The sequence below is a fragment of the Bacillus cereus group sp. BfR-BA-01310 genome, from assembly GCF_022664325.1.
Classification (GTDB): Bacteria; Bacillota; Bacilli; order Bacillales; family Bacillaceae_G; genus Bacillus_A; species Bacillus_A paramycoides.
The window spans coordinates 204,182-216,617 of sequence record NZ_JAKUHD010000006.1 but is presented as its reverse complement, the minus strand read 5'-3'; the positions used below and the strand labels follow the sequence as shown (position 1 = coordinate 216,617).

Genomic DNA, 12,436 nt, shown 5'->3' with positions numbered 1-12,436 from the left:
TTTTATATTCAACGGAGTGAAATAAATCCCTTTTTCGACATCGCCTTATAACATGATTTTCATAAAATCCTGAATGAATTTTTCCTCATCTAATTGTAACGCTATACGAGCCCCTTCAGATTTAGAATGTGGGCGAAAATCAGCAAATGTTTGTCCCTTCGTTTCGCCGCATATATCCACAGTTACTTTTCGGGATGTATATTTTAAAAACGTAGGATTCACCAAACCGCTTATAGCAAGTACATCATGTAATAATGGCCCTTCAATAGATGGATTGAGCTTTTGGTATGCTGATAAATAATAATCGTACATGGGTTTCATGATCGATTTAAATGGATTTTTTGTATTAGCTAAAATATAAGTAAATACATTTGGAGTTAAAACTGTTTTATTTGTTACATTTAAAGGGAATAACGTTAAATTTTTCGCTTGCTGAAGTACAATTTTACTTGCTACAGGATCTCCGTACACATTTGCCTCTGCTAATGGAGTAACATTTCCTGCTTCTAAAAAGACACCACCCATAAAATAAATTCCGTTTACATTTAACATCATGTCGTGCCATAAATTAAAAGCAATCGCTAATGAGGTAGATCTTCCTACATCGACAATCGTTAAATCTTTGCCATACTTTACGAGAATTGCTGCAATACTACCAAAATTGTATATCGGAATAGATAACACGCTTGCCGGTACATGAATGGGACCTAATCCTTCTGGTCCATGAATTTCAGGATAATACGTTGTAATTCCATTTGTAAGTGGACTAGTTGCACCGCTAATGACAGGAATATCTTGTCTGTTTGCTAACTGTAAAATATACGCGGCATTATGAGCGGCATGTATATGTTCAACATTTCCATATCCAGTTACGATACCGACAATTTCAATTTCAGGATGTAGCAAACCATACATAATTGCAAAAGAATCATCAATACCTGGGTCTCCGAAAAATAAAACTTTCTTCAAGAAACGTTCTCCTTTCATAGGTAAGATAATTATGTATATGTAGAAATAATTTAAATCTATACAGTTCTAAGCAAATATTAATGGTAAGTAGTGTATTGATAAAAAAGAACTAGCATTATGCTAGTTCTTACTCTGGTAATAATCTAACAGTATAATTAAATTTCGTACAATTGCTAGACTAGCGCATTTTAATATAGATATTTTCCGCTATATCTATATTAAAAGCCCCATTTTAATTCAATATTGTTGGTTTCAAATTGCAAATACTCACTGAACTGTATTACTATAATTTTTCACTCTCAATTTGCATATAATTCTCTTTTTTAAATGTTAAATGAGCAATCACAACTCCAAGTATAGTAATTATCCCTCCGATTATCGAAACAAAGGTTGGCAACTCTCCTAACCATATCCAAGCAATAAAACATGCAGTTACTGGTGTTAAATATAGAGAACTTGTTGCCTCAGAAGCGCCCGCATGGGATGTAATATATGCTAATGCAATATACGGTAGCACTGTCGGGAACACACCTAAATATATAACACTCAAAGTAGTTTCTATAGGAGCTGCTACGATTTCTTGATAAATCCCTGGTAAAAAAATAAGCATACATACAGTACCAGACCAAATTGTATATATCGTAAATGGTAAGAAACCGTACTTTTTTAAATACGACTTTTGGAAAACGAAAAATAGACTTTCTGAAAATGCCGCTAATAATATAAGTAATACCCCGCTATTCAATTGAATGGAATCTCCTTGACTTAATGATAAAAAAGCAATTCCTACTAGACTAATTACACCACCAATCCAACCATTTAATTTCATTTTTTCATTCATAAAAACAGAAGCAAGAATTGCCGTTAATATAGGTGTTACTGATACAATTAAACTAGCAGGTCCAGCATTCACATTCTGTTCACCGTAGTTCAGTGCAATATGATAAATAGTGAATCCTAGAGCGCCAAATATAAAAATTACTGGAATATCTTTTAAGTCAGGTAAACGTAATTTGTATATAAACGAAAACAGTAGAAGAATCAAAGAAGCGATTAATAATCTTAGCAAAGTGAGGTGCTCAGGCGTGTAAGCTTCAAGCCCCATTCGAATCCCTGGAAAAGCAGTTCCCCATATAAGAATCGTAAAAGCGTGAGCACATACAATACGAAAATCCCATTTTTTATTATGCATATTTTCTCTCCCTCTCCAATAAACCAGCCATTTTCTAATTACCAATTATTTCTTTTCATCATATTTAATAGTTGATACAATGTCTTCAACCAGTTATTCCTCGAAAAAACCAACCACTTTGCATTTTTAAAATGAATGAGGGAGTTTTTTAATATGTCTACCGATAAAAAATTGCCAAAATATCGACAAATAATAGACTATATGACAGAAAAAATTGAAAACGGAGAATGGCCAATTGGAAGTAAGATTCCTAGTCAGCGGCAGTTAGCAAAATTATTTCATGTAAATCGTAGTACTATAATAACTGCACTAGAAGAACTTATGGCAGATGGTTTAATTCAAGGGAAAATTGGAGCGGGAACAATTGTAATGAATAATACATGGTCATTATTGGCGACTAATCCCCCGCCTGATTGGAGTGAATACGTGAAAGCCGGTATTCATAAACCAAGTAAGTTAATGGTTCGAGAAATTAATGAAGCAGAAGCAAATAAAAAATTCATTCATCTTAGTAAAGGAGAACTTGCACCTCATCTTTTCCCGTTAGAAACTATGCAATGCATTATGCGAAACGTATGTGAGGAGCTAGATTATTTCGGATACGAGGAACAAAAAGGATATTTCCCTTTACGTGAAGCGATAAGTAATTATGTAAAATCATTTGGAATAAATACATCTCCAAATTCTATATTAATAGTCTCTGGTGCATTACAGGCATTACAATTAATATCAATCGGTCTCTTGCATAGAGAATCAACTGTGTTACTTGAACAACCTTCTTACTTATATTCGCTTCATGTATTTCAATCGGCTAATATTCACCTTTCTGGAATACAGATGGATCATCGTGGAATTATCCCTAATGATTTGTTAAGAAGAATTAATTATAGTCAAAAGAAAAATATTTTATATTCGATTCCTTGTTTTCAAAATCCGACGGGTGTATTAATGTCCGAAGAGCGACGAAAAGAAATACTAAAAATTTGCGAAAAAGAACAATTGCCTATCATTGAAGATGATATTTATCGTGAGTTATGGATTGATGAACTACCTCCGCCTCCTTTGAAGTCAATGGATAAACATGGACATGTATTATATATCGGTAGTCTATCTAAAACACTTAGCCCGGGACTTAGAATTGGTTGGATTATTGGACCAGAGCCTGTTATTGATAGATTGTCAGATATAAAAATGCAAACTGACTATGGATCAAGTTCTTTATCTCAAAGAGTTGCTGCGGAATGGTTAAGTAAAGGTTTTTATTCGGAGCATGTAGCGAACGTAAGAATTCACCTAAAAGAGCGAAGACAAATAATGATACAAGCTTTAAATAAGTATTGTGCAGATATTGCCACGTGGGATATTCCTAATGGTGGATTATTTATATGGCTAAAGATTGTTCCTAACATTTCGATGAAAAAACTATTTTCAGAGGCTCAATCAAAGGGTGTTCTTTTTAACCCTGGACGTATTTATGAGGAAGAATCAGATCAGTTTATACGTTTGTCTTATGGATATGCTTCTCCTGAACAAATTACTCAAGGTATTATTATATTAAGTAATTTGATTCGTAAGTTAATGGCATAATAAAAAATCCTCTTTTATATAAAGAGGATTTTTTGTGTACCTTTTTTACCACAATCTCATTTCCTGTCCTAATAAAATAAGTTCTTTATAGGGATCACCATCAATTTTTAATACTTGCGCAAAAGCCGGTTCTGTTTTTACGCCTTGTTCTTTTAATTCAATTACTTCTTCTCTAATGTTTGGGTGCTGCATTAATAGCATGTGCTCCACTATCATATGTTTATATGCATTTTGGTTACGAACTGGCTGCGGTTGAGCAAATAATTCAAATTCAAAACCTTCAAATTGAAAATTCACCTTTATTGTTAAGATATTTTTAATATTTTTCTTTTTCATTTCAAATCCTTCGTATGAGCCATACAATGATCTGATTTCCTGTTCAAAAAAATCATAATTATGTACTTCCATTACAATGTCTAAGTCAGAATGAAGGGTATCAATTCTAATAGGGATTGTCCCGCAAAGTACAGGGCTATATAAAGCTAAATCCTCCATTATGTTTAGTTTATTAATAACTTCGTAAACTTTTTGTTGCTTATCATTCCCAGATTGTAAATATGTGATAGATGTAAACATAGAAGTCTCTCCTTCATTTAACGTAATACTCGTCTCACTAAATTTGAGAAAAAATTTAATCGTTTTATTTTGTTCTAGGAGTACCTATATTTCAATATATTAAGCCGAACTAACAATATTTTTCAACTTTTCTCCTATACTGCAATACTATAAAAATAAAAAAGGAGAAATTTTTATGAGCATTTTCAACATGATTTTGATCATACACATATTATTTGGAGCAATATGCTTAATCACTGGTATCGTAGCGATGCTTGCTCAAAAAAAGAAAGGAAAACATACAGAATGGGGCGAAATATATCATGCATCCTATGTTGTTATAACCATTACTGCAATTATATTGTCCATATTAAATTGGGATAAAATCGCATATTTATTTTATGTAGCAATTATCTCCTATGCATTTGCGATTTACGGATATCTTGCAAGAAAAAAGAGATGGAAAAATTGGCTAGGGCATCATATTAGAGGTATGCTAGGCTCTTATATCGGTGCAGTTACCGCACTTTTAGTAAACATAGGGATGTATATTCCTGTTATAAATTTACTTCCACCAATATGGTTTTGGTTCTTACCTACACTAATTGGCATTCCTCTTGTATCTAGTGTATCAAAAAGGTATAAAAAACAAAGGTAAAATTAATTACAGTTTAATTACTTTCTAATTTATTTTTATAGGGATGACCAGGAAGAGAAAATAAAAAGAATCCAATAATACTTGGATTCTTTTTATTTATGATTTTTTTTAGACGAAATTGAATGCAAACGATCCGGATAATTAGTAAATATCCCGTCTACACCCCATTTTAGTAACTTTTCCATATCTTTTTCATTATCTACTGTAAATGGATGAACTTCTAATCCATGTTTCTTTATTTTTTTTACATAAACTGCATCAATATATTTGTAGTTCATGCCTAGGCCAATGCAGTATGTTTTATAGTTTTTTATTTCTAAATCTGTTAATTGAACTGCTTTTTTAAATGATAATAATTGTACTAATGGTATATTGGCATTTAAACTATGAATCTTTCGTAGACTTTCTTCACTAAATGATTGAATAATAACTTTATCACTTATTTGATATTGATTTATAATTTCTAATAACTTTTCTTCCATTCCCGGATATTCATCTGGTGATTTTGTTTCGATATAATAATTAGCATTATGTCCAAACGTTTCAATAATTTCTTCTAGTGTTAGAACTTTAGCATTTTCAAATTCTTTCTTTGCTAACTTTGGATACTTTTTATTGAAAAAAGAACCTGCATTCAGTTGTTTTATTTCATCTAATGTATGATCTTTTACAAAACCAGTACCGTTTGTTGTGCGGTTTAATGTTTTATCATGCATAGCTACTAAATGTCCGTCTTTTGTCATTTGGAGATCTATTTCTATATAGTCACCTTTTAATTGCTGTCCTAATTGATACGCTTCTAATGTATGTTCCGGTGCATATGCAGAAGCCCCTCTATGCGCGATGTTTTTAATATGGTTTGATTGATTAATAGCTTTTGTATATTTATGTTCATTTTCTTGTTGAAAAACAAAAATGCTTATTACTATAAAGAAACAGATGATTGTAATTATAGATATTTTCTTCATAACGGTATGTTTACTCCTATATTTAAAGCGATTTGACTCGAGTGAATTAATCAATTAAATGCCGATTTTCAAAAACAGTCATTTGTCCTACAGCTTGAAATCCAGATTTTTTATAAATATTTATTCCATCAGGTGAAGCTTGTAATACGCAGTAAGTATCTTTTAGTTGTTTTGCTTCTTGAAGCAGGAAATTGAACATAGTAGAGCCAAATCCTTTTCCTCTCATATCTTCTTTAGTCGCTATATCATAAATACCGACGCTATCTTCCGTACATACTAAAGAGCCAACAGATACTACCTTGCCTTTATAAAGACCTAAGTATAGTTTCATGGCATCACTATTCCATAAATCTAAAGAGGCAATTTGATTATAGTATGCTTGAACGTGAGTACCTTCTGCTGATGTACCGAATAAAGCTGCTAACGTTTCACCAAATTGTTGTATTTGTTCTGGTGTAGACGCTTTTTGAATTATAAAATCTGCTGGTACGTCTATTATTGGATGTATTATTTTTAAATCTGCAACCATTGCAATATTATTTTCTGCTTCTTTTAAGCCGAGCTTTATTAATTCGCTTTTAACGTTTTGCTCTTGCTCTTCATTCCAGAACCAAACACTCATTGGAAAGCTCTTTTGATTAAAGTGTTCTAACGCAGTATATAATTGATTGACTTCTTCCGATAAGTTGTTGTTTAGTAAAGTGATAATATTGAATGTATCTGCAGGTAAACAGCAGTCAACGGCAATATAATTCTTTGTTTCTTTTACATTCATCCCTTGCACATGATGGGCAACATATGTAATTTTGTATATAAAATTTTCTATGAGTAAATTTTGATAATTCATCAATTATTCTCCTTTAGAAAATAGTAATTAAATAATATCTATATTAAATATAACATATAAAAAATTTCACTTAATCTATACTCCTCCCTTTCTAACCGCTTAATATCACACGATGTAGCATGAGAAGAATTAAAAATGATATAACATTGTCGGAATGAAAAAAGTGGTATATAATAAATATTAACATTACTAGTAATTATTTTAGGTATTCCTAGAATAAAGGAGCGATACATATGAAAATTACTATTTATTTCGGAAGTCATGAAGATCAAGATGTTCGTACTATGGACTGTCATTTAGATGTAGAAGATACAGAAGAGATTGTTTCTGTATCATAATATAAATAGTTGGGATAAACCCTCTTCCCTACAGCGTTTAAGACACCTTTTATAGGTGTCTTTTTTGTTGTTTTTTCCATCAAAAAACCTTTACTTTAGAGCGTTTTAATAGTAAAATATAAATATACGAACAAACGTTCTTTTTTATTTTAATTGTACATGAAGGGATGATTTTTACAATGGCTCAAGCAAAGCGCAGAGGAAGAAAAAAGCAAACACCTATTATTTCAAATACAGGCTTTATCGGCTCTGTCTTTATTGATACATTGGAGTTACAAAAGAAATCCTATTATTTCGCTCGTAAAAAACTTCAAATTGTTCATCACGTATTAGATGGTCTATCTGGAGCAATGAGTGCTTTATTTAAAGAACATAATATTTCAGCACATATGTCATGTGTATATTTACATAAACAAAAGAAAATCGGATTTGTTCTTTCAACAAAACCGTTTGAACAAAATGATGGCGTTGCTTACTTTATAAATTATTTGATTGAAAAGAATTTTTACGGTGACGAAGATATTGAATATCAAGAAGTATTTAATACAGGCTTTATCGGTGTAGTATTCGCCGATTTATCTAGTATAGATCGTTTTAATTTTGATTTTGAAATGAGCATGTTATCAAAATTAATGAAAGATATGATTATTCCTGTTAAGGAACTCTTTTTACGCCACAATGTACCAGCATACATCTCTACCTCTCATTTAGAAGAACAAAATAAATTAGGTTTCGTTCTATCTGTAAAACCATACGATGAACGCGCTGAAGCCGATTTATACTTTGAAACGTATTTAAAAGAACGCGGATTATTTATTGGTGATGAAGAGGATGATATTGATAAGATTGTTATTAGAAAAACAGCTGAATTACGATAGAAAAGCGCAGGATGATACGCCTGCGCTTTTGGTAATTTATGAACAACGGGTATATCCAAAAATCTTATCCACGAAATTACCCTCTCAAGTAATGATTATCCTCTAAAACGTACATTTTTGGGATATGAACTTAATTGTTTTTCTTATTTATCAAACATATAACCCCGTTCAAAAGAGAACTGGTTAGAAATTTTAAATATTCATGTATTCTTCTTTGAGGATACCGAATATTTCTAAATCGACAACTCCCTTACCAGACCATAATGTGGCTTGTCTTAACAATCCTTCCTTTATAAAACCGTTTTTTAAGAGAACCTTAGTTGAAGCTTCGTTTGCGGGCATGACTTCTGCTTGAATTCTATTTACATTCACTTCATCAAATAAAAAATTTAATAGCATACGAACGGATTCAGTTGCAATGCCCTTTCCCCAATTGTCCTCTGCTAAAAAGTAACCAATAGATACCATGTTCACTTTTTGATTAAAATCCATAGCTTCTATAATTCCCAACAATGTATTACTTTGCTTTTTCTGAAAGATTCCCCACTTAACTCTACTTTTTTTATGGTAATCCCTATCAAAATGACCAATCATCTTCTTTACCGTTTGTATATTATGTTTAGGAATGATCCCGCAATATTCAAATACATTTTCGTTGTCATAGATCATATATACTTCTTGTAAGTGTTCCTCTTCAATTTTTCTTAATACTAGATTAGCAGACTCCAATATTGGGAAATCTCCAAAAATCATTTCTAAATTCATGTTATTCTCTCCTTAAAATTATTCCTCAATGGGTATGTAAATCTTCATTTTCATTTGGAGATATTGAATTTAAGACATCGGTAATATCAGTAAGTTCTTTTCAATGAATTCAATTGATTTTTGTATACTTTCAAAGTAATCCATTCCTCAACACCTCTGTATAGTTCATATTTTATAATTTAAACAAAAGATTTTTTTGAAAATTTGTACATTTATATTGTAACCTACACATTATTCTTTTTTATGGGATTTTGAGTTCAATTTAAAAAACAGCTTTCCTTTAACGTAAGGAAGGCTGTTTTTTAAATTCTATAAAATGTATTAGTGTGGGTTTTATATCAAAATGTTGGTGGTACCCCTTTTTGTACTAATGAAATCTTCTCCATTTTTCAAAATGAATTTAAAGGTTAACTTTACACTTCTTTTATAGTTTTCTTGTGTAAACTCATTACCAAAAACTCACCTTCAAGAATTGCTGCATTCGTTTCTTCCCATACTAAAATATACTCCTCTAGTAAATAAACAATTTAAGAAGCTACTAAACACTATAATCTTTCGAATGAACTTCTAATATTAAACGATTTGAAGAAACCTTATTCAATATTAGATAAAAGATTCCTCCTATAATTGGAATAGTATAGGCTGGAATATAGTTTAATAATATACCTGATAGTGCCATTGCTATAGGGAGCATCATTTTACCTATACTTAATCCAATGCTGAGTACTCTCCCTCTATATTCATTTGGAATCTCTTTTTGCATGAAACAAGCTAATGGTATATCAATTAGAACTATAATTATCCCTAAAAAGAACATAACAACACAATACGTAATAACGTATGCAAAACCATTTACTTCAAAACTTTTGAATAAAACTGGAATTCCTGAAATAATCATAAAAACTGCCAACATAAAACTTAACTTTTTTAAAAGATAGGAGTAAGAAAAACGATTAGTTATCTTTTTTACTAGTATTGCACCAACTATCATCCCTACTGGAAAAGTCCCTTGAATCATCCCAAATTGTTTAGAACTTAGATTGAGAACCGTGTTAATAATGTATGGCAATGGTACAGTTACTGCAAAGCCTAAGAAGAAATTAAGTGATATTAAAATACTAAACGTATTCTTTAAGCTTTCATTTTCAATTAAGTAAGAAAATCCCTCTTTTATATCTTTGATAAAATTAATGCCTGTTTGTGAACATTCCTCATTTATGTTGCACTCGAACAATTTAAAGTGAATAAACAACATGGATATGCCCGAAAGAATAAATGAAATACCATTTATAATAATAAAAGTTTTTATATCTAAGAAAACAAAAACGATGCCACCTAGCATAGGACCGAGAATTAAAGATACAGAATCGATAATTTTACTTATAGAGTTAATACTCATAAGCCTCTCTTTAGAGACGATATTTGGTTTTGCGGCTTCTAATCCTATTCCAAAAAATGTTGTAAATACCGTCATAAGAAAGGTAGTAGTATAAATGATGAATAAGTTTAATCCATAATTGCTGCTGAATATATAAACTGCGATTAATACCCCTCCATTAAGTAGATCCATACAAACAACCAGCTTCTTTTTATCAACCTTATCTGCGATTACGCCGGCAAATGGATTTATAATAATCATTGGAATAGTTCCTAATATGAGCGTAAGTGCAAAATTGAATGCTGACCCAGTTATTTGTAAAACATATAACCCTAATGCGAAACTATAAATAGAGCTACCAAATATAGATACTGTTTTCGCAATTGAATAGAGACAAATATTTCTTAGTTCTTGATTGCTTTTTTTATTTTCTAAACGTAATCGTAAACTCCCCATAACTTTTCCCTCCCGCTGAACTTTGTATTACGTACAGTATAAGTTCTCGGGTCAACCCAATATCAATATGCTATTATTAAAAACTTCTAAAAGAAAAATTTAAAAAGATGGGTTAACCCCATGACCATCAGCTTAAGGTTTTGGTATACTCCCACAACGATAAAATCAACAAAGGTAGTTAATCCAAACCGCCCCAGACACATCAGATATACAGCAAAGCTTTAATAATTCCGTACTACAAATCGGAATTTCACTCGGGTCTGCAGTCGGAGGTATAGCTTTAAAGCAAGTAAATAAAGTCGCCAACATGACCTGGGTTGGCGGATTTCTAGTTCTTCTATCTTTAGGTTTGGCTATCTTTTCTATCACTAGACATACGCTGACAAGAGAATGCCATGTGAGTGCTAAACGTATAGATTAACACTCTCTTTTACTTTTATTTACAAAAAATATAGATATGGTATGCACACTTCTATTTAATTTAACTTTGGTGTTACTATATAATTCGTCTAATAAGTAAAAGAGGAAGTGAATCGCTTGTTTTAATAAAAAGTCCGGTTATAAAACCGGACTTTTTTTATTTAGCCATAGACTATTAATCTTTTGATTATCTATTCAACACTCTTATAAACACTTTCTAATTAAGATGCTGAATTCATTTTAATACATGAGTTCACCAAAACACCTTAAAATAATTAACACTTTCAACACTTTTGTTGAATATCCAACAAATCCAGCTAATTTAACCATTGTATGTAGTTTCCTATTAATTATAATTATAAACAGTTGTTGATTAACAAGATCTCATTTGCTTTAACTGATATTACAAACAAGTTTTATAATGAATATTTAGGAGGTACATGTATGAAAGTACTTATTATTGGTGCAACTGGATACCTAGGTTCAACGATTGTAGAAAATTTCAAAAAACAAAATGTTGAACTTTATGGATTGGCTAGATCTATAGAATCATATAAAAAAATAAAAAGAATGGGCATTTCCCCAATAAAGGGAGATATTTTTAAACCAGAAACATTAAAAGTAGCTACAGAACAAGTAGATGCAGTGATTCATGTAGCTGCACCAGGTAATGCATTTAATGATGGAGCTCCTGCGTTTAATGAGGATCACGAAGCTATCAAAACAGTTCTAGATACAATGAAAGGAACAAATAAAACCTTTATATATTCAAGTGGTGCAATGGTTATTGCGGACTTACAAAAAATCGGAGAAGCAGCTCCACATATGTCTGAAAAAATACCTGCGATTAATCCACCTTCTTTTGTTGCCAAGAGGGTAGAAACAGAAAATATGGTTTTACAGGCAGCAGACTTTGGAATTAGATCGATTGTTATTAGAATTCCTCACATTTATGGTAAGGGAAAAAACTTTATGTTCCCATTTTTAATTGATACGGCCATGAAAGAAAAAGCTAGCTTTTATATTAATGAGGGGGAAAATCTTATCTCCTTTGTTCATGTAGAAGATTTAGCAGAGCTCTATTGGTTAGCATTGAAGAATTCTCCTGCTGGTGAACTGTATCATCCAGCAAGTTTCGACATGAATATGAAAAGCATTGCCCTGTCAATCAGTGACAAACTAGGTTTTGTTGTACAAACAAACAGTATTTCGTTCGAAGAAGCTAAAGTACTTTGGGGAGAGGCTCCCTCCCTTGTGTTCGGAATAAATGCAAATTTAAACAGTACCAAAGCAACTAATGTATTACATTGGATTCCCAAATATTCCTCAATTGACGAGGAAATTGAGGAGATTTTCAAACTGAAGTATGGTAACTAATAACACTTAAGAGGATTTTTCAATTTACGATCCTATTAAAATTCGGAT

The 12,436-nt window shown here is 31.5% G+C and carries 11 protein-coding genes and 1 pseudogene; 5 read left to right on the top strand and 7 right to left on the bottom strand.

Annotated elements, in window-relative coordinates:
* Positions 1-45: 45 nt before the first annotated feature.
* Together MR109_RS15285 and MR109_RS15280 are read right to left on the bottom strand one after the other, a co-directional pair.
* Positions 46-969 (bottom strand): nucleoside hydrolase, encoded by a 924-nt coding sequence (locus MR109_RS15285; protein ID WP_242272777.1) that lies wholly within the window; start codon positions 967-969, stop codon positions 46-48.
* 283 nt (positions 970-1,252) lie between these two features.
* Positions 1,253-2,161 (bottom strand): DMT family transporter, encoded by a 909-nt coding sequence (locus tag MR109_RS15280; protein WP_048373772.1) that lies wholly within the window; start codon positions 2,159-2,161, stop codon positions 1,253-1,255.
* A 153-nt stretch (positions 2,162-2,314) separates the two neighbouring features.
* Here MR109_RS15280 and pdxR point away from each other — a divergent pair, with 153 nt between their 5' ends.
* Positions 2,315-3,748, top strand: coding sequence for a MocR-like pyridoxine biosynthesis transcription factor PdxR (pdxR, locus tag MR109_RS15275; protein ID WP_242272776.1), 1,434 nt, complete (start codon positions 2,315-2,317; stop codon positions 3,746-3,748).
* Positions 3,749-3,793: 45 nt separating this feature from the next.
* Here pdxR and MR109_RS15270 read toward each other — a convergent pair whose 3' ends face one another.
* Complete coding sequence (locus tag MR109_RS15270; RefSeq protein ID WP_242272775.1) at positions 3,794-4,324, bottom strand: DUF4269 domain-containing protein; 531 nt, start codon at positions 4,322-4,324, stop codon at positions 3,794-3,796.
* Between the two features lie 175 nt (positions 4,325-4,499).
* On the opposite strand from MR109_RS15270, the gene MR109_RS15265 reads away from it, so the two are divergent.
* Positions 4,500-4,961 (top strand): DUF2306 domain-containing protein, encoded by a 462-nt coding sequence (locus MR109_RS15265; RefSeq protein ID WP_002172153.1) that lies wholly within the window; start codon positions 4,500-4,502, stop codon positions 4,959-4,961.
* A 92-nt stretch (positions 4,962-5,053) separates the two neighbouring features.
* Here MR109_RS15265 and MR109_RS15260 read toward each other — a convergent pair whose 3' ends face one another.
* Positions 5,054-5,929, bottom strand: a complete 876-nt coding sequence (locus MR109_RS15260) for a glycerophosphodiester phosphodiesterase (RefSeq protein ID WP_242272774.1) — start codon at positions 5,927-5,929, stop codon at positions 5,054-5,056.
* Positions 5,930-5,975: 46 nt separating this feature from the next.
* Positions 5,976-6,776 (bottom strand): GNAT family N-acetyltransferase, encoded by an 801-nt coding sequence (locus MR109_RS15255; RefSeq protein ID WP_242272877.1) that lies wholly within the window; start codon positions 6,774-6,776, stop codon positions 5,976-5,978.
* Positions 6,777-7,293: 517 nt separating this feature from the next.
* Between MR109_RS15255 and MR109_RS15250 the strand changes: the two genes are divergently transcribed.
* The gene (locus tag MR109_RS15250; RefSeq protein WP_048373765.1) at positions 7,294-7,992 is read left to right on the top strand and encodes a hypothetical protein; all 699 of its coding nucleotides are present in this window, start codon (positions 7,294-7,296) and stop codon (positions 7,990-7,992) included.
* 192 nt (positions 7,993-8,184) lie between these two features.
* On the opposite strand, the gene MR109_RS15245 is transcribed toward MR109_RS15250, so the two are convergent.
* Together MR109_RS15245 and MR109_RS15240 are read right to left on the bottom strand one after the other, a co-directional pair.
* Complete coding sequence (locus MR109_RS15245) at positions 8,185-8,757, bottom strand: GNAT family N-acetyltransferase (protein WP_242272773.1); 573 nt, start codon at positions 8,755-8,757, stop codon at positions 8,185-8,187.
* Positions 8,758-9,295: 538 nt separating this feature from the next.
* Positions 9,296-10,591, bottom strand: a complete 1,296-nt coding sequence (locus MR109_RS15240; protein WP_242272772.1) for an MFS transporter — start codon at positions 10,589-10,591, stop codon at positions 9,296-9,298.
* Positions 10,592-10,769: 178 nt separating this feature from the next.
* Between MR109_RS15240 and MR109_RS15235 the strand changes: the two are divergent.
* Together MR109_RS15235 and MR109_RS15230 are read left to right on the top strand one after the other, a co-directional pair.
* Positions 10,770-11,012 (top strand): annotated as a pseudogene (locus MR109_RS15235) (MFS transporter); the annotation flags it as partial.
* Between the two features lie 443 nt (positions 11,013-11,455).
* Positions 11,456-12,388, top strand: a complete 933-nt coding sequence (locus MR109_RS15230) for an NAD-dependent epimerase/dehydratase family protein (protein ID WP_242272771.1) — start codon at positions 11,456-11,458, stop codon at positions 12,386-12,388.
* Positions 12,389-12,436 lie beyond the last annotated feature (48 nt).

Coding starts and splice junctions, on each gene's coding strand:
- MR109_RS15280 (WP_048373772.1), bottom strand. CDS start 2,161: ATGCATAATAAAAAATGGGATTTTCGTATTGTATGTGCTCACGCTTTT.
- pdxR (WP_242272776.1), top strand. CDS start 2,315: ATGTCTACCGATAAAAAATTGCCAAAATATCGACAAATAATAGACTAT.
- MR109_RS15270 (WP_242272775.1), bottom strand. CDS start 4,324: ATGTTTACATCTATCACATATTTACAATCTGGGAATGATAAGCAACAA.
- MR109_RS15265 (WP_002172153.1), top strand. CDS start 4,500: ATGAGCATTTTCAACATGATTTTGATCATACACATATTATTTGGAGCA.
- MR109_RS15260 (WP_242272774.1), bottom strand. CDS start 5,929: ATGAAGAAAATATCTATAATTACAATCATCTGTTTCTTTATAGTAATA.
- MR109_RS15255 (WP_242272877.1), bottom strand. CDS start 6,776: ATGAATTATCAAAATTTACTCATAGAAAATTTTATATACAAAATTACA.
- MR109_RS15250 (WP_048373765.1), top strand. CDS start 7,294: ATGGCTCAAGCAAAGCGCAGAGGAAGAAAAAAGCAAACACCTATTATT.
- MR109_RS15245 (WP_242272773.1), bottom strand. CDS start 8,757: ATGAATTTAGAAATGATTTTTGGAGATTTCCCAATATTGGAGTCTGCT.
- MR109_RS15240 (WP_242272772.1), bottom strand. CDS start 10,591: ATGGGGAGTTTACGATTACGTTTAGAAAATAAAAAAAGCAATCAAGAA.
- MR109_RS15230 (WP_242272771.1), top strand. CDS start 11,456: ATGAAAGTACTTATTATTGGTGCAACTGGATACCTAGGTTCAACGATT.